Source organism: Pseudomonas sp. Pse79, from assembly GCF_024519615.1.
GTDB classification, from domain to species: domain Bacteria; phylum Pseudomonadota; class Gammaproteobacteria; order Pseudomonadales; family Pseudomonadaceae; genus Aquipseudomonas; species Aquipseudomonas veronii.
The window spans coordinates 89,675-114,598 of sequence record NZ_JALJRR010000003.1; the positions used below are offsets into that span (position 1 = coordinate 89,675).

Consider the following 24,924-nt stretch of genomic DNA (forward strand, 5'->3'; position numbering starts at 1 on the left):
TTCGGCTAAGGTGGCGCCCCCCCGATTTGGAGCCCTCGATGTCGCGTCCTGCCTGGTCCCTGTTTAATTACCAACTGATCGAGCCGGACGAGCAGCTGGATCTGTTCGCCTGCCAGGAAGTCCGGGTGCATCTGGTCACGCGTCAATTGGAGCTGGGCGGCACGATCGATCGCACGCTCTGCGGCACGTTGTTGCCGGCTCAGCCACGCTGGTCGGCGGTGGATCGCTCGATTTTCCAGGATCAGCGCCTGTGCCCCCTGTGCCGTGCCATCTTGGAGTCGCAAAAGCGTGGCACGCCGCCGATCTGGCCGGAGCTGCGCTTCGAGTGGTGAGGGGCGCTACGAGCTTGCAGCTTGAAGCCCGCATCGCGTATACAATCGCTTTTTACCTACACGTTGTTCTGCGAAGGATTTTCCGGATGTTGTCGCGCCTTTCCGCCGTCACCTGCTGCCTGTCTCTTGCCGCCCTGTGTGCGGCGGGTTCCGCGGCGGCCTTGCAGTTGCCCTTGCCACCCCCGGGCGAAGACATCGTCGGCCAGGTCCAAGTGATCAAGGCCAAGTACGAAGATACGTTTGCCGACCTGGGTACCACCTACGACCTGGGCTACTCGGAGATGGTCGCCGCCAACCCGGGCGTCGATGCCTGGTTGCCGGGGGCGGGCACCGAGATCGTCCTGCCGACGCGGTTCATCCTGCCGCCGGGCCCCCGCGAAGGCATCGTGATCAACCTTGCCGAATACCGGCTCTACTATTTCCCCAAGGGCCAGAACGTCGTCTACACCTTCCCGCTGGGGATTGGTCGTGAAGGCTGGGGCTCGCCGATCGCCCATACCAGCATTGTCGCGAAAACGCCGAACCCGACCTGGACGCCACCCGCTTCGATCAAGGCCGAGCACGCCGCCAACGGCGATCCGTTGCCCAACGTGGTACCGGCCGGCCCGGACAACCCGCTGGGGCCGTTCAAGTTCACCCTGGGCACGCCGGGCTACCTGATCCACGGCTCCAACATGAAGTTCGGTATCGGCACGCGTACCAGCCACGGCTGCTTCCGCATGTTCAACAATAACGTGCTGGAAATGGCCGGCATGGTACCGGTGGGTACTCCGGTGCGTATCATCAACGATGCCTACAAGTTCGGCAGCAGTGGCGGCAAGGTCTACCTCGAAGCGCATACGCCGCTGAACGACGATGGCACGCCGTCGGTGGTCGACAAGCACACCGCGGTGATCAACGCGCTGCTCAAGCGTGAAGACCTGGCCAATCACCTGCGGGTGAACTGGGATCAGGTGCGCGACGTGGTCGCGGCGGAAGATGGCCTGCCGACTGAAATCGGTGTGCCGGCTGCGGCGTCGATGGTCTCGAACGCGCCGCTCGATCCGTTGCAATAAGCCGGTTCGATCAATCGCCCGCCACGGCCTTGGGTTGCGGCGGGCTTTTTATTGCCCGTGATCCGGGACCGAATCGCAGGCAATAAAAAGCCGGTCCAAGAATGGACCGGCTTGGTAACAACCCCGAAGGACTATTACTTGCGGCTAGCTTTTTCAAGCATGCGCAGAGCGCGCTCGTTAGCTTCGTCAGCAGTCTGTTGTGCTTTTTGAGCAGCAGCCAGAGCTTCATCAGCTTTACGGTAGGCTTCGTCTGCACGAGCCTGGGAGCGAGCTGCTGCGTCTTCAGTTGCAGTCAGACGAGCTTCGGTTTCTTTGGAGACGCTGCTGCAACCGGTAGCCAGAACTGCGGCCAGAGCCAGAGCAGAGAATTTCAGAACGTTGTTCATCGTGTTCCCCTTCAAGGACTTTCTATAAGATAGCTACTATCTCAGAGTGAGCTAATAGCCGGCGTACATACTACTCATTACTTGTAGTAAGTAAACTGACGTAGCGCAAGAAGCAAAAAAAAATTTCTGTGCTGAATCTATTTTGGCTAATCTTTTGGGAAATTGTATAAAAAGCGTTCAATTTTTAGCAGTCTGCTGAAGAATGGATGCGCCCTGAAAGGGCCGGCCAGCATGTGTCAAGCCTTGTAAGTAGATGAAAATTTATATACTGAAGCTAACACTTTTGTACAGGTTGACTTTGCCAAACCCTGTATCTTTTGCGCATGTAGAGGTGACTTTAACAGCGCCTGTTCGTCTCAAGCTTCAACTGCCGGCAATGTTCAGGCTTTCGGTCACCGATTGATCGAGGCCCTTTCTATATCCGCCAGCCCCAGGGATGACGAGTGCGTCTTGAGCAATTTCAGGATTGCCGCCTACTATTCTCTACGTGCTGGTTGTGAGCGCTCACGGTTTTCTCGTTGTCGAAACCGGCACGGGGTGGCGTAGATGTTCCTTCGCCGGAAAAACATCGGTAAGGTAGGGGTCAGAATCCAAGACCCGCGAGGAGTAGTGATGAGCGAGGCGTTGTCCATCCACCATGACCAGGCTGGTCATCAGTTCGAGACCAATGTGGACGGTCATCGTGCCTACCTGACCTATATGGACCTCGGGAAGCAGACCTTGGACATCTATCGGACCTTCGTGCCCAACGCACTGCGAGGTCGCGGTATCGCGGCTGCATTGACCGAGGAAGCCTTGAAGTTCGCCGAAGAGGCCGGCTACACGGTGATCCCGTCGTGCTCTTACGTCGAGCGCTACATGGAGCGCCACCAGCGCCATGCGGCCAAGCTGTAAGGCATGAACTGCAACATGAAAAACGCCGGGCTTAGCCCGGCGTTTTTGTGTGCGCTGATCAGGATCAGACTCAGCTGCGCTTGCGCAGGGGCAACACGTCCTTGAGCTTGGCGTGCATGCTGCGCAGGGTATTCTCGGTGGTCGCCCAGTCGATGCAGGCATCGGTGATCGACACGCCGTACTGCAAGTCGGCCAGGTCTTTGGGGATCGCCTGGCAGCCCCAGTTCAGGTGGCTTTCGACCATCAGGCCGATGATCGACTGGTTGCCTTCCAGGATCTGGTTGGCGACGTTTTCCATCACCAGCGGTTGCAGGGCCGGGTCCTTGTTGGAGTTGGCGTGGCTGCAATCGACCATGATGTTCGGCTTGATCTTGGCCTTGTTCAGCGCCTGTTCGCACAGGGCAACGCTGACCGAATCATAGTTGGGCTTGCCGTTGCCGCCGCGCAATACCACGTGACCGTAGGCGTTGCCTTTGGTGGTGACGATGGAGACGCCGCCTTCCTGGTTGATACCCAGGAAGCGATGAGGGCTGGAGACCGACTGCAGCGCGTTGATCGCCACGGTCAGGCCGCCGTCGGTGCCGTTCTTGAAGCCCACGGCCGAAGACAGGCCGGACGCCATTTCGCGGTGGGTTTGCGATTCGGTGGTGCGCGCGCCGATGGCCGACCAGCTGATCAGGTCCTGCAGGTACTGCGGGGAGATCGGGTCGAGGGCTTCGGTGGCGGTGGGCAGGCCCATTTCGGCCAGGTCCAGCAGCAACTTGCGACCGATGTGCAAGCCGTCCTGGATCTTGAACGAGTCGTCCAGGTACGGGTCGTTGATCAGGCCCTTCCAGCCGACGGTGGTACGCGGTTTCTCGAAATAGACGCGCATGACCAGATACAAGGTGTCGGACACTTCTTCGGCCAGCGCCTTGAGGCGCTCGGCGTATTCGTGGGCAGCCTTGAGGTCGTGGATCGAGCATGGCCCGATTACCACGAAGAGGCGGTGGTCGGTGCCGTCGAGAATGTCACGAATGACTTCGCGACCCTTGGTGACGGTCTGCAGGGCAGCGTCGCTCAGGGGGATTTCGCGCTTGAGCTGATCGGGCGTGATCAGGGTCTCGTTGGATTCGACGTTCAGGTCGTTGATCGGTAAATCAGCCATCGTGTTACTCGTCAGGGTCACGGGTGCCGGCCGCCAGCCATCCCCGTGCGGCGGAGCACAGCATGATTTGAATGCAGGGGGGAGGAACCTTAGCGCGTAACACGGGCCCGCGACAATGGGCAAAGCCCGCTTTAATCCAGTGCCGGCGCTACAAACGCCTCATGGGAGAATTCACCGGCATGCCGCGCCACCCACTCGCGGGCCATGGTTTCGAACTGCTCGGGCGTCGACTCGGCGTCTTCGTGCTGGCGGCAGTAGCGCTCTATCCGGCATGCTTGCTCACCCATGCGTGCACCGAACAACGCATGTTCATCGGTAAACGAGATGCCGACGCGATAGCCGTCTTCTACCTTGCGGCACCATGCCACATAGCCCGGGTAGCGGGCCCCGGCGCCCAGGGACGGGATATGCAGGTCAACCGCTGTACCCTGGCGCCAGGCACGCGGGCAATTGCAGGCGATGCCGCCCAGGCCGATAGTGTGCAGGCGTTGGCGGGGAATGGGGGGAGAGGGACGTTGGATCAACAGGGCAGCGACATCATCAGGATGAGGTAAAAAACGACCCATGTACACGGACTCCGAGCACCGTCCAGTCGACGGCGGTGGCAGCAGTATAGTGAAGGAGCAGGCATTGACCGACCTGGATATTGACCAGCAACTGCTGGGATTACCAGGCATTTCGCTCGTGCTGTTTACCAGCGTGGGCTGTTCAGGTTGCCGTTGGGCGCATCAGCAGCTACCGGGCTGGCAGTTGCCGGTGGATCGGTTGTGCTGGGTGGATGCCGGGCACAACGGCGGCGCGGTGGAACGTTATCAGGTCTTTCATTTGCCGGCGCTGTTCGTGGTGTGCGAGGGTCAATTCTTCGGGCAGATACAGACACGTCTTACACCTTCCGAGCTTACCGACGCTATTCATCAAGCGCTTACCCGCACTCCAGAGGATTTGCCATGACCGCATTGTCGCCACGCATTGGCATTATCGGCACCGGCGCCATCGGTGGTTTCTACGGCCTGATGCTGGCGCGCGCCGGCTTCGATGTGCATTTCCTGCTGCGCAGCGAATACGCAGCGGTCAGTGAGCGTGGCCTGCGCCTCAACAGCAGCGTGCATGGCACCTTGCACCTGAACCCCGTGCAGGCCTACGCCCACGCCGCCGACATGCCACCGTGCGACTGGCTGCTGGTAGGCACCAAATCCACGGGCAATGTCGACCTGGCCCCGACCATCGCCCAGGTCGCGGCGCCCGACGCGAAGGTGGTGTTGCTGCAAAATGGCCTCGACGTCGAAGACAGCCTGCGCGAACACTTGCCGGCGTCCCTGCATCTGCTCGGTGGGCTGTGCTATATCGGCGTACACCGTTCCGCCCCCGGCGTTGTCGAGCATCAGGCGTTGGGCCGGGTCAACCTGGGTTATCACAGCGGTACCGCCGCCAACGACGAAGCGCGCCAGAAGGCGATTGTCGAAGCAGGCGCCGCGTTGTTTCATCAGGCCGGCATCGAGTCCCAGGCCATGGCCAACGTACACCTGGCGCGCTGGCACAAGCTGGTGTGGAACGTGCCTTATAACGGTCTCTCCGTGCTGTTGGGCTGTGGCACCACGGCGATGATGGCGGACGAGTCCAGCCGCGAACTGATCCAGGCGCTGATGGCCGAAGTGGTGAAGGGCGCTCACGCCTGCGGTCACGACATTCCGGCCAGCTATGCCGAGCAGATGTTTACCATGACCGAAAGCATGGACGACTACCTGCCTAGCATGTACCACGACCATATCCATAAACGCCCGCTGGAACTGGCGGCGATCTACGCTCGCCCACTCGCCGCCGCCAAGGCCGCCGGCTGCGAGCTGCCGCGCATGCAGGCGTTGTATCAGGCCTTGAGTTTTATTGATCGGCATAACCGCTGATTGGGGGGAACCACCATGGCAAACGGATTGGGCGACAAACTGGTGCTGGCGATTTCATCGCGGGCCCTGTTCGACTTGAGCGATAGCCACAAGGTCTACCTGGCCCAAGGCGTGGAGGCCTACCGCAAATACCAGATCGAGCACGAAGAAGAAACGCTCGAGCCGGGCGATGCCTTCCCGCTGGTCAAAAAACTGCTGAGCCTCAACGCCAGCCTGGGCCGGGCCCGGGTCGAGGTGGTGCTGGTGTCGCGCAACAGTGCCGACACCGGCCTGCGCGTGTTCAATTCGATCCAGCATTACGGGTTGGACATTTCCCGCGCCGCTTTCGTAGGAGGGCGTAGTCCATATCCTTATTTGGCGGCGTTTGGTTGCCATCTGTTTCTTTCGACCCATGCTGACGATGTGCGCAGTGCGCTCGATGCCGGGTTCGCCGCGGCGACGATTCTGTCGGGCGGCGCACGCCGTGCATCGAGCGAGGAGCTGCGGATCGCATTCGATGGCGATGCGGTGTTGTTTTCCGACGAGTCGGAGCGCGTTTACCAACAGGGCGGGCTGGAAGCGTTCCAGGCCAGCGAACGCGAATCGGCGCGCCAGCCGTTGCATGGCGGCCCCTTCAAGGGCTTCCTCGCGGCGCTGAACCTGTTGCAGCGTGAGTTTCCGGACGCGGCCTGCCCGATCCGCACTGCCCTGGTCACCGCCCGGTCGGCGCCGTCCCACGAGCGGGTGATCCGCACCCTGCGCGAGTGGGATATCCGCCTGGACGAGTCGTTGTTCCTCGGCGGCCTGGAGAAATCCGCGTTCCTGGAGGCGTTCGCCGCCGACGTTTTTTTCGACGACCAGGCCGGCCATTGCGAGAAAGCCAGGGAGGTGGTGGCCACCGGGCATGTGCCCCATGGCATCAGTAATGAGGTGAAGGTCCAGACGCCGAGCTAAGTCAGTCTAATTCCCCAAGGCGCTGCTAAGCTCATTCAATCTCCGCCATCCTGGCAGTCCAGGAGGTTTTATGATCCGTTCGATGCTGTATGCCACGGACCTTGGTCTGTATGCGCCTTATGTGATGCAACATGCGCTGGCGCTGGCGCGAACGTTCAAGGCTGAGCTGTCGGTGATTCATGTGGTCGAACCCATCGGGCTGTTCGCCGAATCGGTGTTGCAAAGCTACCTTGATGAAAAGGCCCTGAACGAATGGCAGAGCCAGGGCCTGAGCACAGTGATGGCGACGATCGAGCAGCGGGTCCTTGAGAGTTTTCGCGAGGAGCTGGGGGACGGCGCGCAAGACTTGCAACTGATCCACTCGGTGCGGGTGATCCAGGGTGACCCGTGCGAGGTGATTCTCGACCAGTTGCGTAAACTTTCCGTGGATTTGTTGATCGTAGGCAGTCATAGCCACGCAACGGCCGCGGCCACACCCCTTGGGCGCACTGCCGCGCGGGTGTTGCAGCTGTCTCCGGTGCCGGTTTACCTGGTGCCATCGTTACAACGTCGACGCAGTGATGACGTGTGAGGGGGAGTGATAGATAAAAAGTTCTAGATTTATCCATCTAACCTTTAATATAGTTATATACCGTCGCTGATACCCGTGGCGTCTATCTGCTTTGAGGGATACATATGAAGCTTCAACAACTGCGCTACATCTGGGAAGTGGCGCACCACGATCTCAACGTTTCCGCTACCGCTCAAAGCCTGTACACCTCGCAACCGGGTATCAGCAAACAGATCCGCCTGCTCGAAGACGAGCTGGGTGTCGAAGTGTTCGCCCGCAGCGGCAAGCACCTGACCCGCGTCACCCCGGCCGGTGAGCGCATCATCACCACCGCCGGCGAGATCCTGCGCAAAGTCGAAAGCATCAAGCAGATCGCCCAGGAATTCTCCAACGAGAAGAAGGGCACCCTGTCGATCGCGACCACCCACACCCAGGCGCGGTATGCGTTGCCGCCGGTGATCCGCGATTTCATCAAGCAATACCCGGACGTGGCCCTGCACATGCACCAGGGGTCGCCGATGCAGATCGCTGAAATGGCCGCCGACGGCACCGTCGATTTCGCGATTGCGACTGAGGCGCTGGAGTTGTTCGGCGACCTGGTGATGATGCCGTGCTATCGCTGGAACCGTTGTGTGGTGGTGCCGCAAGGCCACCCGCTGGCCAAGCTGCCGAAGCTGACCCTGGAAGCCCTGGCGGAATACCCGATCGTGACTTATGTGTTCGGCTTTACCGGCCGCTCCAAGCTCGACGAAGCCTTCAGCCACCGCGGCCTCACGCCGAAAGTGGTGTTCACCGCCGCCGACGCCGACGTGATCAAGACTTACGTTCGCCTGGGCCTGGGCGTGGGGATCGTCGCCAAGATGGCGGTCGACACCCAGCTCGATAAAGACCTGGTCGTGCTCGACGCCAGCGAGTTGTTCGAGTCCAGCGTGACCAAGATCGGTTTCCGTCGCGGCACGTTCCTGCGTGGTTTCATGTGCGACTTCATCGAGAAATTCGCCCCGCACCTGACGCGCGAAGTCATGGCCAAGGCGATCCAGTGCCACAACAAGCAGGAACTGGAAGAGTTGTTCGACGGCGTAGAACTGCCCGTCCACTGAGTGGTTTCAGCGGGCCTCGGTCACCGTAAAGTGTTGCCGGGCGCCCGCCACCAGGATTTCCACCTCATCGCCTTCGAACTTGCCCAGCAGGCTGTGGCCCAGGGGCGAGCGCGGGGTGATGACGGTGACCGGTTGCCCCACCACATCGACTTTCAAACCCGCAGCATCCGGCGCCAGGAACAACCATTGCTGGCGACCGTTTTCGTCCTCCAGGCCCACCAGTGCGCCGACTTCTATGCCCCGTTGCTCATCGTATGCACGCAGCTGCAGTTGCAGGTTCTGGCACAGCGCCAGCGACTGCTTGATTTCTTCCACCCGCTTGGCCTGCCCTGCCGCCAGGTAAGACGCTTCCAGGCCGAGGGTGTCGTATTTGTTTTCGGCGATGTTTTCTTCGTGGGTCGCGGTTTCGTAGGCGGTCTGCGCGGCGCGCTGGGCGATGTCGAGGTCGACGCTGAGTTTTTCCAGGATCAACTGGAGGACGGCGTGTTTATTCATGGTTGGGCTTGATCATTCGCAAAATTGCAGGACATTCGCCTTGCTCTTTTCATTGGGCGCGTTCTGGTCCTGTTGCAGCCAGAACTGGCATTTGGGGTTGGACAGGTTGCGCGCATTGTTGCGCGCCTGATCCAGGCTCTGCCGTTGTTCCTGCTTGCGCAGGTTCTCTTGATACTGCTCGAACAGGCGGTTCGGCGGTTCCACCGCGACCGGCGCGGGCTTGCCGAGTTGCTCGACGGCCTGGGCGACCGGCGCCAGGCTCTGCGGGAACAGATAGCGCGACGCCAGCCAGGTGGTCAGCGCAATCGCGATAAACCCCAGCCACACGCCCAGGGCGATAGCGAGACAAAGCTTGAACAACGACAGCGGACGGTCAGACATGGCGGCCTCCTGGCAGGCATTTACGGCGTGGCGGCGATTGTCGCACAGCTACCGTGCAGAATAATCGCGATCAAGCCTTCTGCATCGGGGCATTTATGCGGACAATCGAGCCTTTGAGCGTGGGAGCCCGGAATGAAAGCCCGCTGGGATATTTTTTGCAGCGTCGTCGACAACTACGGCGACATTGGCGTGACTTGGCGCCTGGCCCGGCAATTGGTGGTGGAGCACGCCTGTGATGTGCGCTTGTGGGTCGATGACCTGCGGGCCTTCGAACGCATGTGCCCGGAGATTGATGTGCAACGGGAGCAGCAATGGCAAGAGGGCGTCGACGTGCGCCATTGGCCGGCGCAATGGTCGGCCACGCCATCGGCAGATGTGGTGATCGCCGCGTTTGCCTGCCAGTTGCCGCCTGACTACATGGATGCGATGGCCGCGCGCGAGCACGCGCCGTTGTGGATGAACCTGGACTACCTGAGTGCCGAGGACTGGGTGGTGGGGTGCCATCGTCTGCCGTCGGTGAAGTTCAAGGGGGTGCAGAAGTACTTCTTCTTTCCCGGCTTCCGGCCCGGCACCGGTGGCCTGTTGCGTGAGGCGGGGTTGCTGCAACAGCGTCAGGCGTTTCAGCAGGATGCTGGCGCGCAGAAACATTTCCTGCAAAGCCTGGGCGTATTTCCCGCAACCGGTGCGCGGCTGATGTCGCTGTTTGCCTACGAAAATGCCGCGCTTGCCGGTTGGCTGGACGTGTTGGCGACGGACGGGCGCGCCACTCATCTGCTGGTGCCGGAAGGGCGCATCCTCGGCGATGTGCAGCGCTGGCTCGGCGTGGACCGGCTGGCGGCGGGCGATACTCATCAGCGCGACGCCCTGACCGTGCAGGTGCTGCCGTTCGTGCGCCAGGAGCAATATGACCGCCTGCTGTGGTGTTGCGAGTTCAACGCCGTGCGCGGCGAAGACTCGTTCGTGCGGGCCCAATGGGCCGGGCGCCCGTTGCTGTGGCACATCTATCGCCAGGACGAAGACATCCACCTGGACAAGCTCGACGCCTTTCTGGAGCTGTACACCGCAGCCCTTTCGCCGGCGGCAAAAGTCGCGGTGGTAGCGCTTTGGCAGGCCTGGAACACCGAGGGTGATATGGCCCTGCCGTGGAAAAAGCTGCTGGAACACTGGCCGGAAGTGGCTGCACACGCCGAAACATGGTGTCTGGAACAGGCCTTGCAGGCGGATCTTGCGACGGCGCTGGTACAGTTTTATGAAAGTTGGATATGATACGCCACCTTGATTTTTGTAAACCCCATCCAAATTTCGGATATACGCAATGAAAACTGGTAAAGAACTGAAACCCGGTATGGTAATCCGTATCGACAACGATCCTTGGTTGGTTCAGAAAGCTGAGTTCACCAAGTCGGGCCGTAACAGCGCGATCATGAAGACCAAGCTGAAAAACCTGCTGACTGGTTACAAGACCGAAACCGTTTACAGCGCTGATGACAAGCTGGACGACGTGATCCTCGACCGTAAAGAAGCGACCCTGTCTTTCATCAGCGGTGACTCTTACACGTTCATGGACACCACCGACTACACCATGTACGAGCTGAACGCTGAAGATATCGAAGCCGTTCTGCCGTTCGTGGAAGAAGGTATGGACGACGTCTGCGAAGCCATCTTCTTCGAAGACCGCCTGGTTTCCGTAGAGCTGCCGACCACTATCGTGCGTAAGGTTGCCTACACCGAAGGTTCCGCTCGCGGCGACACTTCGGGCAAAGTCATGAAGCCTGCCAAGCTGGCTAACGGTACCGAACTGCAAGTGGCCGATTTCATCGAAATCGACGACATGATCGAGATCGACACCCGTGAAGGCGGTTCGTACAAAGGTCGCGCCAAGAAGTAATTCTGGCCCCACCGGTACGAAAAAAGCCCGACCTTGAGTCGGGCTTTTTTGTGGGCGTTTACCTGTCACTTCAAGTATTGCCTCAGCATCATCCGATGCTTGCCGCAACGCCGGCACGTGGCTGGCGGCGTGTCGTTGGCGAGCCGCGCGGGTTAGACGGTGACGTGCAGACGCACATCGACGTTGCCGCGGGTGGCGTTGGAGTAGGGGCAGACTTGGTGGGCGGCGTCGACCAGGCTTTGCGCGTCGTCCTGGGCCAGGCCCGGCAGGCTGATGTGCAGGTCGATATCCAGACCGAAGCCACCCGGGATCTGACCGATGCCGACATGGGCAGTGATCGACGCATCATCCGGAATTTTGCGTTTGGTCTGGCTGGCGACGAATTTCAGTGCGCCGATAAAGCAGGCCGAGTAGCCGGCGGCGAACAGTTGTTCCGGGTTGGTGGCCTGACCGCCGGCACCGCCCAGTTCCTTGGGGGTGGAGAGTTTGACGTCGAGGATGTTGTCGTTGGACACGGCACGACCATCACGGCCGCCGGTGGCGGTGGCTACTGCGGTATAGAGCGTTTGCATGGTGTTGCCCTCTTGGTGTTTTGCGCTAAATGTTTGCGCGCTAAGTAGTTGGTGAGGTGAATGTATAGCGCTAATGTTTAGTGCGCAAGATAAATTTCAGGATTTTTTCGTAAGGGCACCTCAAAACCACCTGTGGGAGGGGATTGCCCCCTCCGCAGGTATTGGGCTTGGGTGTGTTTAGACCGCGCCTTGCAGATTGCCCCGCAACGCAATCAAATCAGCTTGCAGCTTGCGCAGTTGCTCCAGCTCCAGGCCGCTGGCGCCGAGGATGCACTGAGGAATCCCCTTGGCCTTGTCTTGCAAGGCACGGCCGGCGTCGGTCAGTTCCACCACCACCACTCGCTCGTCTTCGCGACTGCGCGTGCGGCTGAGCAGGCCCTCGGCTTCCAGGCGCTTGAGCAGGGGGGTCAGGGAGCCGGGATCGGTCAGCAGGCGGCTGCTGATTTCGCCGACAGTCAAGCCATCCTCTTCCCACAGCACCATCATGGCCAGGTACTGCGGATAGGTCAGGCCGAGGGCTTGCAGCAGCGGCTTGTAGACCTTGGTCATCAGCAATGAAGTGGAGTGCAGGGCGAAGCACAGCTGGTTATCCAGCAACAGGGATTGGCAAGGATCGGGATTTTTGCTCATGGTGCTGCCTCAAAAAAAAGCGTATCTGGGCTGGAATCTAGCGGGCAAATCTTTAATGCGCCAGGTAATTCTGTCCGGGGGTCAGACCAATCCGCTTTGCAGCGCCAGGTCCCAGGGCGGCACTGGGCTGAAGCGCGATTTCAGGTATTCGAGCAACAAGCGGCTACGTGCGTTCGGCTGTTGTTCCAGGCGCAGCGCATAGATGCCGGTGGTTTCCGGGCTGGGCAGGCCGTTTTCGCAAAACAGGGGCAAGAGTTCGCCGCGGACCAGGTATTCACTCGCCAGCCAGGTGGGCAGGTGCGCGATACCCAGGCCGGCCAGGGCGCCGGAGAGCAGGGCTTCGGCGTTGTTGGCGCTCATGCGGATGCGTTGCGGGCGATAGGTGGCGCGACGCCCGTCCAGTTCGAAGCGCCAGGCGAAGATCGGCGCCAGGCCATCCCAGTCCAGGCCGTCGTGTTCGCTGAGGTCTCGCGGATGGGTCGGCGTGCCACGGTTTTTCAGGTAGGCCGGGCTGGCACAGGCAATTCGCACGATGCTGGCCAGCGGCGTGGCGATCAGCCGGGTGTCGACGATATGCCCGGCACGCAGCACCAGATCGACCTTGCCCAGGTGCGCGCCCTGCATGTCCACGAAGCTGTCGATCAAATGCAGGTGTACATCCAGCCCCGGGTAGACGTTCAGGAAGTCGGCGATCACCGGCGCCAGATGCCGTCGACCGAACGCCGCCGGTGCGTCCACGCGAATCAAGCCTTCCGGCGCATGGCTCAAGGACACCGCTTCCGCCCGCGCCAATTGCAACTCGGTGACGATGCGCCGCGCGCGTTCGGCGAACGCCAGGCCGGCCGGTGTCGGCAGCACCGCGTGGGTGCTGCGCTGGAACAAGCGGCTGCCCACCGAGCTTTCCAGGCTGTCGATACGCCGGGCCACGGCGGAGGGCGTCAGCGGATGGCGACGCGCGGCGGCGGAAAAACTGCCGGTTTCCAGCACATCGAGAAACAGGCTGAGTTGGTCGGTGAGGATATGCGGGTTCATCGGTCGACGCTTATGCGGGATTGGCACAGCCATTGTGCGTTGCTGTGCGTATCCGCGCCAGAGCGGACTGCGTAGCATGCAAGGCTTGGGATTGTGGAGTAATGCGTGGTGTTGGATTTAGCGATGTACTTGGTTATGGGCGCGGCATTGGGCACGGTGGGCGGCCTGTTCGGCATTGGCGGCGGGTTGATTGCCATCCCGGTGCTCGGCGTGCTGTTCGGCCTCGATCAGCAGATCGCCCAAGGCACCGCGCTGGTGATGGTGGTGCCCAACGTGATGCTCGCGCTGTGGCGTTATCACCAGCGTAATCGCATTGAACTGCGCCACGCGCTGCCGCTGGGGGTGATGGGCTTCAGCTTTGCCTGGCTCGGCTCGATCTGGGCCGTGGGCCTGGACGCCGGCGCGATGCGTATCGGCTTTATCGCATTTCTGCTGGCGCTGTCGGCCTACAACCTGCTGCGCATGTTCACCCGCAATGCGCCGCCGACGGCACAGATGCGCCATGCCTGGCCGTGGCTCGGGGTGTTGGGCGCGGTCTCCGGCTCTATGGGCGGTTTGTTCGGTGTCGGTGGTGCGGTGGTCGCCACGCCGGTGCTGACCAGTGTGTTCGGCACCACCCAGGTGGTGGCCCAAGGCTTGTCCCTGGCCTTGGCGCTGCCCAGCACCGGGGTGACTCTTGTCACTTACGCCTGGCACCACGAAGTGGACTGGATGATCGGCATCCCCCTGGCGGTCGGTGGCCTGCTCAGCATCAGTTGGGGTGTAAAAGTCGCCCACGCTCTGCCGGAGCGCCTGTTGCGCGGTTTGTTCTGCGGTTTCCTGGTGGTGTGCGCCGTGATGCTGATGTTTAAGGTTTGAAGCCGTCGATGATGTACTCCGCCAGGCATTCGGTGATAGGTGACGTCATCAACGGGTTGCGTAACAAGCGCAGATTCATCGACGGCAAGGGTGGGAAACCCTCGTCACTGCCGAGCACGCGCAGGTCATCCGTCACCAGGCTTTCCATGCTGACCATCACTGCCAGGCCGGCGCTGACCACGGCCTGGATCGCCGCCCCGTTGGTGCTGTTGTAGGCCAGGCGATAATTGCGCCCGACGGTATCCAGTGAGGTACGCGCCCACTGGGTGTAAAGGCAATCGGCGCCGGACATCGCCAGTGGCAGGGCGTCGTGCTCGTCCACGCAGAAACACGGCGCCGCGGCCCACACCACGCGCTCGGTGCGCAACAGCTCGCCGATATCATTGCCGGGCTCGCGGCTGATCACCGTCAACGCCAGATCCCGCCGTTGCATCAGCACGGTGGATGCCTCGCAGTGCATCTCGATCTGGATCAACGGGTAGGCCTTGGAAAACTGTTTGAGAATCCCCGGCAGGAAGCGCATCACATAGTCGTCCGGGGTGCCGATGCGTACCAGCCCGACCATATGCGGTTCTCGCAGGGTGTTGAACACCTCGCTGTGCAGTTTCAGGATGCGCCGCGCATACCCCAGCAGCACCTGGCCCTCCGGCGTCAGTCGCACTTGGCGGCCGTCGCGCTCGAACAGTTTGCGCTGCAGCACGTCTTCTTCCAGGCGCTTCATCTGCATGCTGACCGCCGATTGGGTGCGGTTGACCTGCTCGCCGGCACGGGTAAACCCACCCTGGTCGGCGATGGCGACGAAGGTGCGCAGCACGTCGGTGTCGATGCTTGGGTAGGCGGCCAATTGATCAATTCCTGAGATGTATTTCATAAGAAACATTCGTTGGATTGATCATAGCTGCCGGCACACACTCGCGTCATCCCCAAGGGAGGGCGAGAAGATGAAAGGTCAAACAGGTTGTGCAGGATGGACGAAGCGGCCGCTTTCCGGGCTGTTCCAAGCGATTGCGCGGTGGCAGGTATTGCGGTACGAGCGTCGGTTAGTGGCCACGCTGAGCGATGCGGCGCTCAAGGATATCGGGCTGAGCCGCGCTGATGTGGAGCACGAAGCCCATCGGCATTTCTGGGAAGACCCACTGCGAAAATGACCGAGGATGCAGTAGGGTGGTCGGCACGTTCATACGGAGATGCCCATGCCCGCCGACCTGTCGTTTTCCCTCAAGCAAGCGCGCCGCATGGCACTGGCCGCCCAGGGCTTTTCCGGGCGCCAGGCGCCTGCATTGATCAAGGCCACACACCTCAACCGCTTGATCGACCGCCTGGGTGTGCTGCAGATCGATTCGGTCAATGCCGTGGTGCGCTCCCATTACCTGCCGTTGTTTTCCCGCCTGGGGCAGTACGCCCCGTCACTGCTTGAGCAGGCGGCCTGGAGCCAGGGCCGACAGCGTTCGTTGTTCGAGTATTGGGGGCATGAGGCCTCGTTGTTGCCGATGGCGCTGTACCCCTTGATGCGCTGGCGCATGGAGCGGGCAAAACAAGGGCAGGGGATCTACGCGCAGATGGCGCGTTTTGGTCGCGAGCAGCAGGCCATCATCCAGCGCGTGTTGAACACTGTCGAACAACAGGGCGCCTTGGGTGCAGGCAGTCTGTCGACCCGCGCCGAGCGCGCCGGCCCGTGGTGGGACTGGAGCGATGAAAAGCACGCACTGGAATGGCTGTTCGCCGCTGGCCTGGTCACGGTTGCCGGTCGGCGCGGGTTCGAGCGGCTCTACGATTTGCCCGAGCGCGTCATTCCCGGCGACCGGCTGCACCAGGCCCCGCTGAGCGAGGCCGAGGCTCAGCGCGGTTTGCTGCTGCACAGTGCGACTGCGCTGGGTGTGGGCAGCGAAAAAGATCTGCGCGATTACTTCCGTCTGGAGCCTGCCGACACTCGCAGCCGTTTGGCCGAGCTGGTCGAAGACGGCCAATTGCTGATGTGCCGCGTGCAGGGCTGGAAGCAGCCGGCCTACTGCCTGCCGGAGCCGAAAGTACCGCGCAAGGTGCCGGCCAGCGCACTGTTGTCGCCGTTCGATTCGCTGATCTGGGAGCGCAGCCGCACCGAGCGGCTGTTCGATTTCCGTTATCGGCTGGAGATTTACACGCCGCAGGACAAGCGGGTGTACGGCTACTACGTGCTGCCGTTTCTGCACAACGAGCGGATCGCCGCGCGCGTCGACCTGCGTGCCGAACGCGCCCACGGCCGCCTGGCCGTGCATGCGGTGCATGAAGAAACGCCGGGGCTGGACGAGGAGGGGATGTGCGCGCTGGCGCTGAGCTTGCGGCAAATGGCCGATTGGCTGGGGCTCGAACAGGTACAGCTCAATTGCCCACGGCCGAGTGCCGACCGATTAAGGGCGGCGATGCTCACATCACGGTAGGCCCGAGCTTGCTCGCGCCTACCGAATGGTGTCACCGTTTTACTTGCTTCAACGTCTCGGCGATCAGGAACGCCAGCTCCAGCGACTGATCGGCATTCATCCGTGGGTCGCAGTGGGTGTGGTAGCGGTCCGACAAGCCATCTTCGGTGATCGGCCGCGCGCCGCCGATGCATTCGGTGACGTTCTGCCCGGTCATCTCGATATGAATCCCGCCGGCATAGGTGCCTTCGGCCTCGTGTACCTGGAAGAATTCCTTCACCTCGCCGAGGATCTGCGCAAAGTCGCGGGTCTTGTAGCCGCTGCTGGCCTTGATCGTGTTGCCGTGCATCGGGTCGGAGCTCCACAGCACCTGTTTGCCCTCACGCTGCACGGCGCGAAGCAGCGCCGGCAGGTGGTCGCCGACCTTGTTGGCGCCCATGCGCGCGATCAGGTTCAAGCGGCCGGGGTCGTTGTCCGGGTTGAGGATGTCGATCAGGCGGATCAGGTCATCCGGGTTCATGCTCGGGCCGACCTTGACCCCGATCGGGTTGTGTACCCCGCGCAGGAACTCGACGTGGGCGCCGTCCAACTGACGGGTGCGATCGCCGATCCACAGCATGTGGGCCGAGCAGTCGTAGTAGTCGTTGGTCAGGCTGTCGCGGCGCACGAAGGCTTGTTCGTAGTTGAGCAGCAGCGCTTCGTGGGCGGTGAAGAAGCTGGTTTCGCGCAGTTGCGGCGAGCTGTCCATGCCGCAGGCGCGCATGAAAGCCAGGGTTTCGTCGATACGGTTCGCCAACTGGCTGTACTTCTCGGCCAGTGCGGAGTTGGCGATGAAGTCCAGGTTCCACTTGTGTACCTGGTGCAGGTCGGCAAACCCGCCCTGGGCGAACGCGCGCAGCAGGTTAAGGGTGGCGGTGGACTGGTGGTAGGACTGCAGCAGGCGGTCGGGGTCCGGCACGCGGCTTTTTTCGTCGAAGCCGATGCCGTTGACGATATCGCCACGGTAGGCCGGCAAGGTGACGCCATCGATGGTTTCATCGTTGGACGAGCGCGGCTTGGCGAACTGGCCGGCCATGCGCCCGACTTTCACCACCGGGCAGCCGGCGGCGAAGGTCATCACGATAGCCATCTGCAGCAGCACCTTGAAGGTGTCGCGGATTTTTGCGGCGGAGAACTCGGCAAAACTCTCGGCGCAGTCGCCGCCTTGCAGCAGGAAGGCGCGACCCTGGGTCACCTCGGCAAACTGGCGGCGCAACTCGCGGGCCTCCCCGGCAAATACCAGCGGCGGGTAGCTGGCCAGGCTCTGCTCCACCTGTAACAGGTGTGCAGCGTCCGGGTACTGGGGTTGTTGCTGGATCGGCAGGGCGCGCCAGCTGTCGGGGCTCCAGGGTTGGCTCATCGTGGACTCGATAGGGTGATTGACGGTCGGGCGCCAATGTTATCAGCAATTAGTGCGTGACCTGTTGCCGCCGGTTGGCCGACAATCGCGCCTTTGCCCTGGGGTGAACCCGTTAGGAGTTGTAGATGAGCGAGGAGCGTGTCGAGCGCCTGCTGGCCGAGGTCCATGATGACTTCGGCATGATCCGCGTGCTCGAAGTGGCCGATTACCGTTTTCTCGAGTTTGGCGACGCCATCGAGCAAAGCTGCGTGTTCACCGCCGACCCGAGCTGGCTGGAGTACGACTACACCCGTGCGATGCTGATCGGTGCGTTGTGCCACGAGCAGCCGGAAAGCGCGTTGTTCCTCGGCCTGGGCGCCGGCACGCTGACCCAGGCGTGCCTCAAGTTCCTGCCGCTGGAGGATGTCGAAGCCATCGAGCTGCGCCCCGAGGTGCCGCGCTTGGCCATTGAGTTCCTGGGGCTGGACGACGATCCGCGCCTGTACATCCGCATTGGCGACGCCCTGGAACTGCTCGAAACCGCCGAAACGGCCGACTTGATCTTCGTCGACCTGTACACCGATGTCGGCCCCGGCGTCGGGCACCTGGCCTGGACCTTCCTGGAAAACTGCCAGAAGAAACTCAACCCCGGCGGCTGGCTGGTGATCAACCAGTGGGCCACCGACGACGGCAAGCCGTTGGGTGCGGCCCTGCTGCGCGGGTTGTATCACCGGCATTATTGGGAGCTGCCGGTGAAGGAGGGCAATGTGATCCTGCTGGTGCCTTCGGAGTTGGATCAGGCGCTGGACGCTGCGGCGCTCTCGGCCCGCGCCGAAGCGCTGGCACCGCGATTGGGCTATTCGTTGCAGCCATTGATCAAGGCGATTCGGCCGGCAACCTAGTTGTCTGAACGGGCGTCATCGCGGGCAAGCCCACTCCCACATTTGACCGAGCACATCCTGAAGGAATGCGGTCGATGTGGGCGCGGGCTTGCTCGCGATGACTGCGGCACGGCCAACTCAAATTCCCCTGAATACCCCCGGGCGCTTCTCGAGCATGGCGCGCACGCCTTCCTTGGCGTCTTCGCTGTTGAACAATTGCGCGACCAGCGGCGGTAACGCGGCGGCCGCGACAGCTTCGCCCTCCAAGCGCGCCAGGCGGGCCGACATCAACGTGGCTTGCACGCCGAGGGGCGCCTGGCGCGCGATGCGGCTGGCCAGTTCGATGGCGCGCGGCAGCAGGTCTTCGCTGGCCATCACTTCCTGCACCAACCCCAGACGCAGGGCTTCGTGGGCATCGAACTCATCGCCGGTGAGCAGCCAGCGCATGGCGTTGCCCCAGCCTGCTATTTGATGAAAGCGCAACGTCGCACCGCCAAATGGAAAGATCCCACGTTGTACTTCCATCTGCGCGAAGCGGGTGTTGCTCGCACAGAGATTGATATCCGCCGCCAGCATCAGCTCGATGCCAAGGGTCAGGCAGTAGCCCTGAGCGGCGACGATCACCGGTTTGCCGACCCGAGGGCCGGCGAACACGCCCCAGGGATCGCAGCCCCCCGGTGGCGGTTGCCAGCCTCCGGCCATCACTGCGCTGACGTTGGCCAGGTCCAGCCCGGCGGTGAAGTGGTCGCCGTGGGCGAACACCACGGCCACCCGCGCATCGTCGTTTCGATCAAATTCGCCATAGGCCAGGCTCAGTGCGTTGAGCAGATCCAGGTCAAAGGCATTGCGCTTGGCGACCCGATCCAGGCCCAACAACAGGACATGACCCAGGAGTTCACGGCTGACGAGGCTGCTGCTGGCTTGATTCATCGGATGTGCCCTCGGGCGCAGTAAGGGGTTTCGGACCAAAGGGGCCGAGTGTGCGGGTGAACCGTTTAAGCGTTTCAGCCAACAGGGCCGGGCACTTGAAAAATAGACCCTGGAGCCCATCTGCGCAAAGGCGGTGACGCAGTGCGGTTTATCGGTGCTTTGCGATAAAAAAAGCTCCCTTTTTCAGCTATTTCCGGTATAGTGCGCGCCGGCCTTTAACCGGGCCGCGTTTAGGTAGCGCAATTCCCCGAAGTCAGCTTCGGCTGCACGTCCGCACAGCGGACTCTTCCTTGACGAATCTTTTTCATTCATTCGTTTTCGCAAATCCCCGCCGACAAAGCAGCCAGGGCGACTCTTGAGTCTCAACACGGCATGCGCAGCTTTGGAGCATGGGTCTTTGCGGATGCACTTAGAGGCAGACCCATGACCCAGGAAACCGGCGGCTTCGCCGCTTTTAATCTTAACCCGAACATTCTTGCTGCCGTCATTGCGACTGGCTACGAAGAACCTTCGGCGATTCAGCAGCAATCGATCCCGATCATCATGGCCGGCCACGACATGATTGGCCAGGCGCAAACCGGTACCGGTAAAACCGCCGCGTTCGCCCTGCCTATCCTGCACTGCATCGATCCTGCCAAGCGCGAACCGCAAGCCCTGATCCTGGCGCCAACTCGTGAGTTGGCGCTGCAAGTAGCAACCGCTTTTGAAACCTACGCCAAGCAAATGCCAGGCGTAACCGTTGTGGCCGTCTACGGCGGCGCGCCGATGGGCCCGCAACTCAAGGCTATCCGTAATGGCGCACAGATCGTTGTCGCCACTCCGGGTCGTCTGTGCGACCACCTGCGTCGTGACGAGAAAGTCCTGTCGACCGTGAACCACCTGGTTCTGGACGAAGCTGACGAAATGTTGAAGCTGGGCTTCATGGATGACCTGGAAGTCATCTTCAAGGCACTGCCACCGACCCGTCAGACCGTGCTGTTCTCGGCCACCCTGCCGCAGTCGATCCGTGCCATTGCCGAACGCCACCTGCGCGATCCGCAACACGTGAAGATCCAGACCAAGACTCAGACCGTTACCGCGATCGAACAGGCTCACCTGTTGGTTCACGCTGACCAGAAGACCTCGGCTGTATTGAGCCTGCTGGAAGTCGAAGACTTCGACGCGCTGATCATGTTCGTGCGTACCAAGCAAGCGACCCTGGACCTGGCCAGTGCCCTCGAAGCCAAAGGCTACAAAGCCGCTGCGCTGAACGGTGACATCGCCCAGAACCAACGTGAGCGCGTGATCGACTCCCTCAAGGATGGCCGTCTGGACATCGTTGTAGCGACCGACGTAGCTGCTCGTGGTCTCGACGTTCCACGTATCACCCACGTGTTCAACGTTGACATGCCTTACGATCCAGAGTCCTACGTTCACCGTATCGGCCGTACCGGCCGTGCGGGTCGCGAAGGTCGCGCACTGCTGCTGGTGACGCCGCGTGAGCGCCGCATGCTGCAAGTGATCGAGCGTGTGACCGGGCAGAAGGTTGCCGAAGTCCGCCTGCCGGATGCCCAGGCCGTTCTCGATGCACGCATCAAGAAACTGACCAACAGCCTGTCGCCACTGGTGGCTGACGCTGAATCGACCCACGGCGACCTGCTGGACCGCCTGACCGCCGATATCGGTTGCACCCCACGTGCCCTGGCTGCAGCCCTGCTGCGCAAAGCTACCAACGGTCAGGCCCTGACCCTGGCGGCCATCGAGAAAGAACGCCCACTGGTACCGAACAACGCGCCACGCGGTGATCGTCCAGAGCGTTCCGGCGACCGTCCTGAGCGTGGTGATCGTGAGCGTCGCGCTCCGGTGCCATTGGCTGAAGGTCGTGCTCGCTGCCGTACCGCGCTGGGCGCGCGTGACGGTATCGCGGCCAAGAACCTGCTGGGCGCTATCCTCAACGAGGGTGGCCTGGCACGTGAAGCCATCGGTCGCATCCAGGTCCGTGACAGCTTCTCCCTGGTGGAGCTGCCGGAAGACGGTCTGGAAAAACTGCTGACCAAGCTGAAAGACACACGCGTTGCCGGTAAGCAGCTCAAGCTGCGTCGCTACCGCGAAGATTGATCCGCCCCTGGGCTGATTGATCGCACCTAAAAAAATCCCCGACTGGTTCGGGGATTTTTTTTGCCCGGCAATTGGCGCGGATCGTCGTGGGTGGTCGGCCATAACGGTCAGCTACTGATCTTATCGGGTTTAGGAAAAGTCTGAGTTTCTGAGCGGCCTTTCTGGCAGCCGGCTTTGCGTAAAGTTTTTACTATCAAGTGACGGGGGCGGATAAACCTGAGTTGCATCGCTCAAGGGTAAAAAACGCTCTCAATCTGCTCTCGTCAGTTGTTCAAGTTGGAAAGGTTCGCTTGTGACCGTGTCGAGGGATAGGCGCCGGGCTTGACGGCTATTGATTGATTTTTCCAGAAAGGAGCTGTGGCTGTTATGCGTATTAATAATTCACAGTTGTTTCCACAAACAATGCCTGAGCCTGCGACTTATCCTCCCAGCCAACCGCCTGTTAATCAGGCGCGAGAGCCAACACGCGAGCACGGTTTGCCGTGGACCGAGCGCGCACTCGCTTCGGATGCCGCGGCCGCTCGTTCAAGAAGAAATACGCCATCCATGCCTGTAGCGTCTGCGACCACGACGTCAACGCTTAATAAAGTCAGCGATCCAAAACTGGAAATCAAGAAGGTAGCCACATCGCCCAATGGGTTGTATGGCCTGAGTTACTCGCTGTCCGCGCCTGGCGCTGGGTTGAGTAACATTACGTTTCCAATGAGTATCGACGAAGGCCTTCAACGAAAAGGAAGCAAGGACGCAGGGATTTATTATGCGATGCAGTTTGGCGTCAATGATGCGCAAGGTCGGCCTCTTGGCCGTGGCTATATTGGGATGCAGCCGCGCGGGGATGGCAAGGCGCTGATTGTGTTTTCTGGAAACGGTGAGCATTTCAAGGCGCCACAAGGCCGCCCCGAGTTTGATGGGGGAAAAGGCGCCAGTAACAGCACCTTGGTAGATTTTAAATTTGGGAATAAATATAACCTCACGGTAGAACGAGATCCTGAGGATGCCCATAAGTTGAGGGGGTTTATTCAGGATGTTACCGATTCCGACATGCCGGGCCCCAAGCAGCATGTCAAAGATATTTATGTCGATCAGAAGTTTGCCTTGGCTGGCAGAGACAGAGGCTTCGTCGAACATTACGGCGCGAAAATAGACCGAAGTTCGCAGATCGCACCTACTCGCGGTAGTTTCTCCGCCCCCTTTACTACAGACGATAAGGGCAATGTCAGGGTGGGTGAAATCAAGAGTGACGGGCTCTATGGCCGGTACAAGAACTCGATGGTGGGACTGCAGCGGGTGATCAGCGAAGCGGGTAAAGGTAAGGAAATACAATTCTCTTTTCAGGGCGCAGGTTATGAGAAGAAAGCCTGAAGGCGCTGATGATAGAGCCTGAGTAAGCGTTTCAACGCTACGCCTGTTGGAGTTGCGCCCCTTGAAAATGTTGGCGATGCAAAAACCCGGAAGGCCCACGCAGGTGAGGATTTCCGGGTTTTCTTCTTGGGCCGCGCTCGCTTTATGGGCGGCCCTCAATCTGGGTTTGCCCGCGCATCGGGATGTGCGTCAGCCGAAGCGGTAGATGTCCATGCCCAGCGCGCCCATGGTGAAGCCTTGGTGTGCCACGCTGAAGTCGCCGCCGGCACCCCGCGCAAAGTAGAGCGGCAGTAAATGTTCATCACTGGGATGGCTGCGCACGGCGTTGGGCGCCTGGCGGCGATAATCGTGCAGCGCGGCTTCGTCGTTGGCGGCAAGCTTGTCCACCATCCAGTCACGAAACGCCCGCGCCCACGGCTCGATGCTTTCGGACCCGGCGTGCCAATCCAGTTCACCGAGGTTGTGGGTGATGCTGCCGGAGCCGATCAGCAACACGCCTTGTTCGCGCAGGCTGGCGAGGGCGTGTCCGACCCGGGTCTGCAGGGCAGGGCCCATACGGCTGGGCAAGGACACCTGCACCACCGGGATATCCGCGGCCGGGTACATCAGCGACAGCGGCACCCAGGCGCCGTGGTCGAAGGGACGGCGCTCATCGATGCGCGCATTCAAGCCATCGGCGTGCAGCAACTCGACAATCTCGCGCGCCAATTGCGGGTCGCCCGGCGCCGGGTATTGCACGGCAAACAACTCGGCCGGAAAGCCGCCGAAGTCATGCCAGGTTTCCGGTGCGGCGTTGCCGCTGACCAGCAATTCCTGACTTTCCCAATGCGCCGACACCACCACAATCGCCTTCGGCCGTGGCAGTTCAGCTGCCAGGCGCTGCAGAGCCGGGCCGCTGGCGCCGGGTTGCAGGGCGAGCATGGGCGAACCATGGGAGATAAACAGAGTGGGGAGCATTAGAAGGGCCCTCAGGGTTAACATGCCCCATCTTCAACCAGATCAATGATCTAAATCTAATATAAGTTTTAGCGCCTTTTGATCGAATTTTTAGGGTGATGTATGGATTCTCAGTTTTGGCGGGAGCGCTGGGCACGTAATCAGATCGGTTTTCACTTGCCCGAGGTCAACCCGTATCTGCAACGGCACTGGCCGCAGTTGGCGGTCGCGCAGGGGGCAAAAGTGCTGGTGCCCTTGTGTGGCAAAAGCCTGGATCTGGTGTGGCTGGCCGGTCAAGGCTGTCGCGTGCTCGGGGTAGAGCTGTCGGAGCAGGCGGTTGAGGCATTCTTCAGTGAGCAGGGGCTGACACCGCATATCAGCCAACGCGGTGTGTTCAAGGTGTACCAGGCGGATGTGATCGAAGTGTGGTGCGGTGATTTCTTCGCGCTGGACGCGCAGGCGCTGCTCGATTGCACGGCGCTTTATGATCGCGCGGCGTTGATCGCCTTGCCGCCGCTGATGCGGGCGCGCTACACCGAGCACCTCAATACGCTTCTGGGGCCGGGTTGCAAGGGGTTGCTGATTACCCTCGACTACGACCAGACGCAAAAGGCCGGCCCACCGTTTGCGGTGACCGATGATGAGGTGAAGGCGCTGCTGGGGGCGCACTGGGCCCTCGAAGTGCTTGAGGAGCAGGACGTTTTGGGTGAGAGCTGGAAGTTCGTTCAGGACGGCGTAACCCGGCTGGAAGAGCGAGTCTACCGACTCACGAAGCGCTGAGTCCTGGGCT

Annotated in this window: 29 protein-coding genes; 17 read left to right on the top strand and 12 right to left on the bottom strand. The window is 61.1% G+C overall.

Features of this window, described 5'->3' with window-relative positions:
* The first annotated feature begins 38 nt into the window (after positions 1-38).
* Together NR164_RS05960 and NR164_RS05965 are read left to right on the top strand one after the other, a co-directional pair.
* On the top strand, positions 39-332 hold the full coding sequence (locus NR164_RS05960; RefSeq protein ID WP_017849529.1) for a hypothetical protein: 294 nt from the start codon (positions 39-41) through the stop codon (positions 330-332).
* A gap of 86 nt (positions 333-418) precedes the next feature.
* Positions 419-1,387, top strand: a complete 969-nt coding sequence (locus NR164_RS05965) for a L,D-transpeptidase family protein (protein WP_017849528.1) — start codon at positions 419-421, stop codon at positions 1,385-1,387.
* 134 nt (positions 1,388-1,521) lie between these two features.
* On the opposite strand, the gene oprI is transcribed toward NR164_RS05965, so the two are convergent.
* Positions 1,522-1,773 (bottom strand): outer membrane lipoprotei OprI, encoded by a 252-nt coding sequence (oprI, locus tag NR164_RS05970; protein ID WP_003172710.1) that lies wholly within the window; start codon positions 1,771-1,773, stop codon positions 1,522-1,524.
* Between the two features lie 612 nt (positions 1,774-2,385).
* Between oprI and NR164_RS05975 the strand changes: the two genes are divergently transcribed.
* Complete coding sequence (locus NR164_RS05975) at positions 2,386-2,667, top strand: GNAT family N-acetyltransferase (RefSeq protein WP_003189869.1); 282 nt, start codon at positions 2,386-2,388, stop codon at positions 2,665-2,667.
* A gap of 70 nt (positions 2,668-2,737) precedes the next feature.
* On the opposite strand, the gene NR164_RS05980 is transcribed toward NR164_RS05975, so the two are convergent.
* Both NR164_RS05980 and NR164_RS05985 read right to left on the bottom strand, forming a co-directional pair.
* On the bottom strand, positions 2,738-3,814 hold the full coding sequence (locus NR164_RS05980) for a 3-deoxy-7-phosphoheptulonate synthase (RefSeq protein ID WP_017849526.1): 1,077 nt from the start codon (positions 3,812-3,814) through the stop codon (positions 2,738-2,740).
* 131 nt (positions 3,815-3,945) lie between these two features.
* Positions 3,946-4,380, bottom strand: a complete 435-nt coding sequence (locus tag NR164_RS05985) for a PilZ domain-containing protein (RefSeq protein WP_017849525.1) — start codon at positions 4,378-4,380, stop codon at positions 3,946-3,948.
* Between NR164_RS05985 and NR164_RS05990 the strand changes: the two genes are divergently transcribed.
* From NR164_RS05990 to cysB, 5 genes are all read left to right on the top strand, one after another.
* Positions 4,379-4,765: a hypothetical protein gene (locus NR164_RS05990; protein ID WP_017849524.1), complete on the top strand. Its 387-nt coding sequence runs from the start codon at positions 4,379-4,381 to the stop codon at positions 4,763-4,765. The two genes, NR164_RS05985 and NR164_RS05990, sit on opposite strands and share 2 nt — an antisense overlap.
* Entirely contained in the window at positions 4,762-5,715 is a 954-nt protein-coding gene (locus NR164_RS05995; RefSeq protein ID WP_057003730.1) for a putative 2-dehydropantoate 2-reductase, read from the top strand. Before NR164_RS05990 ends, NR164_RS05995 begins: the two co-directional genes overlap by 4 nt.
* Positions 5,716-5,730: 15 nt before the next feature.
* The gene (locus NR164_RS06000) at positions 5,731-6,648 is read left to right on the top strand and encodes a 5'-nucleotidase (RefSeq protein WP_046384243.1); all 918 of its coding nucleotides are present in this window, start codon (positions 5,731-5,733) and stop codon (positions 6,646-6,648) included.
* 70 nt (positions 6,649-6,718) lie between these two features.
* A complete protein-coding gene (locus tag NR164_RS06005) occupies positions 6,719-7,219 on the top strand; it encodes a universal stress protein (RefSeq protein ID WP_046384242.1) in 501 nt (166 codons plus the stop codon).
* A 104-nt stretch (positions 7,220-7,323) separates the two neighbouring features.
* Positions 7,324-8,298 carry an HTH-type transcriptional regulator CysB gene (cysB, locus tag NR164_RS06010; protein ID WP_017849520.1) on the top strand — a complete coding sequence of 325 codons (975 nt, stop codon included), beginning with the start codon at positions 7,324-7,326 and terminating at the stop codon, positions 8,296-8,298.
* Between the two features lie 6 nt (positions 8,299-8,304).
* Here cysB and NR164_RS06015 read toward each other — a convergent pair whose 3' ends face one another.
* Together NR164_RS06015 and NR164_RS06020 are read right to left on the bottom strand one after the other, a co-directional pair.
* Entirely contained in the window at positions 8,305-8,793 is a 489-nt protein-coding gene (locus tag NR164_RS06015) for a GreA/GreB family elongation factor (RefSeq protein ID WP_046384241.1), read from the bottom strand.
* A 12-nt stretch (positions 8,794-8,805) separates the two neighbouring features.
* Positions 8,806-9,174, bottom strand: a complete 369-nt coding sequence (locus tag NR164_RS06020; protein ID WP_017849518.1) for a hypothetical protein — start codon at positions 9,172-9,174, stop codon at positions 8,806-8,808.
* A gap of 132 nt (positions 9,175-9,306) precedes the next feature.
* On the opposite strand from NR164_RS06020, the gene earP reads away from it, so the two are divergent.
* Both earP and NR164_RS06030 read left to right on the top strand, forming a co-directional pair.
* Positions 9,307-10,440: an elongation factor P maturation arginine rhamnosyltransferase EarP gene (gene earP, locus NR164_RS06025; RefSeq protein WP_256822484.1), complete on the top strand. Its 1,134-nt coding sequence runs from the start codon at positions 9,307-9,309 to the stop codon at positions 10,438-10,440.
* Between the two features lie 49 nt (positions 10,441-10,489).
* Positions 10,490-11,062 carry an elongation factor P gene (locus tag NR164_RS06030; RefSeq protein WP_079443153.1) on the top strand — a complete coding sequence of 191 codons (573 nt, stop codon included), beginning with the start codon at positions 10,490-10,492 and terminating at the stop codon, positions 11,060-11,062.
* 152 nt (positions 11,063-11,214) lie between these two features.
* Here NR164_RS06030 and NR164_RS06035 read toward each other — a convergent pair whose 3' ends face one another.
* The 3 genes from NR164_RS06035 to NR164_RS06045 form a co-directional block, all read right to left on the bottom strand.
* Positions 11,215-11,634: an organic hydroperoxide resistance protein gene (locus NR164_RS06035; protein WP_010211852.1), complete on the bottom strand. Its 420-nt coding sequence runs from the start codon at positions 11,632-11,634 to the stop codon at positions 11,215-11,217.
* Between the two features lie 177 nt (positions 11,635-11,811).
* Positions 11,812-12,264 (bottom strand): MarR family winged helix-turn-helix transcriptional regulator, encoded by a 453-nt coding sequence (locus NR164_RS06040; RefSeq protein WP_026140352.1) that lies wholly within the window; start codon positions 12,262-12,264, stop codon positions 11,812-11,814.
* 81 nt (positions 12,265-12,345) lie between these two features.
* Positions 12,346-13,296 carry a LysR family transcriptional regulator gene (locus NR164_RS06045; protein ID WP_046384239.1) on the bottom strand — a complete coding sequence of 317 codons (951 nt, stop codon included), beginning with the start codon at positions 13,294-13,296 and terminating at the stop codon, positions 12,346-12,348.
* 108 nt (positions 13,297-13,404) lie between these two features.
* On the opposite strand from NR164_RS06045, the gene NR164_RS06050 reads away from it, so the two are divergent.
* Complete coding sequence (locus NR164_RS06050; RefSeq protein WP_108524459.1) at positions 13,405-14,154, top strand: sulfite exporter TauE/SafE family protein; 750 nt, start codon at positions 13,405-13,407, stop codon at positions 14,152-14,154.
* Here the strand turns inward: NR164_RS06050 and NR164_RS06055 are convergent.
* Positions 14,144-15,025 carry a LysR family transcriptional regulator gene (locus tag NR164_RS06055; protein ID WP_032805034.1) on the bottom strand — a complete coding sequence of 294 codons (882 nt, stop codon included), beginning with the start codon at positions 15,023-15,025 and terminating at the stop codon, positions 14,144-14,146. The genes NR164_RS06050 and NR164_RS06055 overlap by 11 nt on opposite strands.
* Before the next feature lie 70 nt (positions 15,026-15,095).
* Between NR164_RS06055 and NR164_RS06060 the strand changes: the two genes are divergently transcribed.
* Together NR164_RS06060 and NR164_RS06065 are read left to right on the top strand one after the other, a co-directional pair.
* Positions 15,096-15,302, top strand: coding sequence for a DUF1127 domain-containing protein (locus NR164_RS06060; RefSeq protein ID WP_164887030.1), 207 nt, complete (start codon positions 15,096-15,098; stop codon positions 15,300-15,302).
* A gap of 45 nt (positions 15,303-15,347) precedes the next feature.
* Entirely contained in the window at positions 15,348-16,571 is a 1,224-nt protein-coding gene (locus tag NR164_RS06065; protein WP_256822486.1) for a winged helix-turn-helix domain-containing protein, read from the top strand.
* Positions 16,572-16,602: 31 nt separating this feature from the next.
* Here NR164_RS06065 and NR164_RS06070 read toward each other — a convergent pair whose 3' ends face one another.
* Positions 16,603-17,949 (bottom strand): class II 3-deoxy-7-phosphoheptulonate synthase, encoded by a 1,347-nt coding sequence (locus tag NR164_RS06070; RefSeq protein WP_017849509.1) that lies wholly within the window; start codon positions 17,947-17,949, stop codon positions 16,603-16,605.
* Between the two features lie 125 nt (positions 17,950-18,074).
* On the opposite strand from NR164_RS06070, the gene NR164_RS06075 reads away from it, so the two are divergent.
* Positions 18,075-18,830, top strand: a complete 756-nt coding sequence (locus NR164_RS06075) for a spermidine synthase (RefSeq protein ID WP_017849508.1) — start codon at positions 18,075-18,077, stop codon at positions 18,828-18,830.
* Between the two features lie 117 nt (positions 18,831-18,947).
* Here the strand turns inward: NR164_RS06075 and NR164_RS06080 are convergent, their stop codons facing one another.
* A complete protein-coding gene (locus NR164_RS06080; protein ID WP_017849507.1) occupies positions 18,948-19,739 on the bottom strand; it encodes a crotonase/enoyl-CoA hydratase family protein in 792 nt (263 codons plus the stop codon).
* Between the two features lie 423 nt (positions 19,740-20,162).
* Here NR164_RS06080 and NR164_RS06085 point away from each other — a divergent pair, with 423 nt between their 5' ends.
* Together NR164_RS06085 and NR164_RS06090 are read left to right on the top strand one after the other, a co-directional pair.
* The gene (locus tag NR164_RS06085) at positions 20,163-21,836 is read left to right on the top strand and encodes a DEAD/DEAH box helicase (RefSeq protein WP_046486437.1); all 1,674 of its coding nucleotides are present in this window, start codon (positions 20,163-20,165) and stop codon (positions 21,834-21,836) included.
* A gap of 366 nt (positions 21,837-22,202) precedes the next feature.
* Positions 22,203-23,198: a hypothetical protein gene (locus tag NR164_RS06090; RefSeq protein ID WP_233098846.1), complete on the top strand. Its 996-nt coding sequence runs from the start codon at positions 22,203-22,205 to the stop codon at positions 23,196-23,198.
* A 189-nt stretch (positions 23,199-23,387) separates the two neighbouring features.
* Here the strand turns inward: NR164_RS06090 and NR164_RS06095 are convergent, their stop codons facing one another.
* Positions 23,388-24,155, bottom strand: coding sequence for a class III extradiol ring-cleavage dioxygenase (locus tag NR164_RS06095; protein ID WP_026140336.1), 768 nt, complete (start codon positions 24,153-24,155; stop codon positions 23,388-23,390).
* A 102-nt stretch (positions 24,156-24,257) separates the two neighbouring features.
* Between NR164_RS06095 and NR164_RS06100 the strand changes: the two genes are divergently transcribed.
* Positions 24,258-24,914 (top strand): thiopurine S-methyltransferase, encoded by a 657-nt coding sequence (locus tag NR164_RS06100; RefSeq protein ID WP_046384232.1) that lies wholly within the window; start codon positions 24,258-24,260, stop codon positions 24,912-24,914.
* Positions 24,915-24,924 lie beyond the last annotated feature (10 nt).

Coding starts and splice junctions, on each gene's coding strand:
- NR164_RS06070 (WP_017849509.1), bottom strand. CDS start 17,949: ATGAGCCAACCCTGGAGCCCCGACAGCTGGCGCGCCCTGCCGATCCAG.
- NR164_RS06080 (WP_017849507.1), bottom strand. CDS start 19,739: ATGAATCAAGCCAGCAGCAGCCTCGTCAGCCGTGAACTCCTGGGTCAT.
- NR164_RS06030 (WP_079443153.1), top strand. CDS start 10,490: ATGAAAACTGGTAAAGAACTGAAACCCGGTATGGTAATCCGTATCGAC.
- NR164_RS06065 (WP_256822486.1), top strand. CDS start 15,348: ATGCCCGCCGACCTGTCGTTTTCCCTCAAGCAAGCGCGCCGCATGGCA.
- NR164_RS06095 (WP_026140336.1), bottom strand. CDS start 24,155: ATGCTCCCCACTCTGTTTATCTCCCATGGTTCGCCCATGCTCGCCCTG.
- NR164_RS05975 (WP_003189869.1), top strand. CDS start 2,386: ATGAGCGAGGCGTTGTCCATCCACCATGACCAGGCTGGTCATCAGTTC.
- NR164_RS05960 (WP_017849529.1), top strand. CDS start 39: ATGTCGCGTCCTGCCTGGTCCCTGTTTAATTACCAACTGATCGAGCCG.
- NR164_RS05965 (WP_017849528.1), top strand. CDS start 419: ATGTTGTCGCGCCTTTCCGCCGTCACCTGCTGCCTGTCTCTTGCCGCC.
- cysB (WP_017849520.1), top strand. CDS start 7,324: ATGAAGCTTCAACAACTGCGCTACATCTGGGAAGTGGCGCACCACGAT.
- NR164_RS06005 (WP_046384242.1), top strand. CDS start 6,719: ATGATCCGTTCGATGCTGTATGCCACGGACCTTGGTCTGTATGCGCCT.
- NR164_RS06075 (WP_017849508.1), top strand. CDS start 18,075: ATGAGCGAGGAGCGTGTCGAGCGCCTGCTGGCCGAGGTCCATGATGAC.
- NR164_RS06085 (WP_046486437.1), top strand. CDS start 20,163: ATGACCCAGGAAACCGGCGGCTTCGCCGCTTTTAATCTTAACCCGAAC.
- NR164_RS06020 (WP_017849518.1), bottom strand. CDS start 9,174: ATGTCTGACCGTCCGCTGTCGTTGTTCAAGCTTTGTCTCGCTATCGCC.
- NR164_RS05980 (WP_017849526.1), bottom strand. CDS start 3,814: ATGGCTGATTTACCGATCAACGACCTGAACGTCGAATCCAACGAGACC.
- NR164_RS06045 (WP_046384239.1), bottom strand. CDS start 13,296: ATGAACCCGCATATCCTCACCGACCAACTCAGCCTGTTTCTCGATGTG.
- NR164_RS06035 (WP_010211852.1), bottom strand. CDS start 11,634: ATGCAAACGCTCTATACCGCAGTAGCCACCGCCACCGGCGGCCGTGAT.
- oprI (WP_003172710.1), bottom strand. CDS start 1,773: ATGAACAACGTTCTGAAATTCTCTGCTCTGGCTCTGGCCGCAGTTCTG.
- NR164_RS06060 (WP_164887030.1), top strand. CDS start 15,096: ATGAAAGGTCAAACAGGTTGTGCAGGATGGACGAAGCGGCCGCTTTCC.
- NR164_RS06100 (WP_046384232.1), top strand. CDS start 24,258: ATGGATTCTCAGTTTTGGCGGGAGCGCTGGGCACGTAATCAGATCGGT.
- NR164_RS05990 (WP_017849524.1), top strand. CDS start 4,379: ATGTACACGGACTCCGAGCACCGTCCAGTCGACGGCGGTGGCAGCAGT.
- NR164_RS06055 (WP_032805034.1), bottom strand. CDS start 15,025: ATGAAATACATCTCAGGAATTGATCAATTGGCCGCCTACCCAAGCATC.
- NR164_RS05995 (WP_057003730.1), top strand. CDS start 4,762: ATGACCGCATTGTCGCCACGCATTGGCATTATCGGCACCGGCGCCATC.
- NR164_RS05985 (WP_017849525.1), bottom strand. CDS start 4,380: ATGGGTCGTTTTTTACCTCATCCTGATGATGTCGCTGCCCTGTTGATC.
- NR164_RS06040 (WP_026140352.1), bottom strand. CDS start 12,264: ATGAGCAAAAATCCCGATCCTTGCCAATCCCTGTTGCTGGATAACCAG.
- NR164_RS06090 (WP_233098846.1), top strand. CDS start 22,203: ATGCGTATTAATAATTCACAGTTGTTTCCACAAACAATGCCTGAGCCT.
- earP (WP_256822484.1), top strand. CDS start 9,307: ATGAAAGCCCGCTGGGATATTTTTTGCAGCGTCGTCGACAACTACGGC.
- NR164_RS06015 (WP_046384241.1), bottom strand. CDS start 8,793: ATGAATAAACACGCCGTCCTCCAGTTGATCCTGGAAAAACTCAGCGTC.
- NR164_RS06000 (WP_046384243.1), top strand. CDS start 5,731: ATGGCAAACGGATTGGGCGACAAACTGGTGCTGGCGATTTCATCGCGG.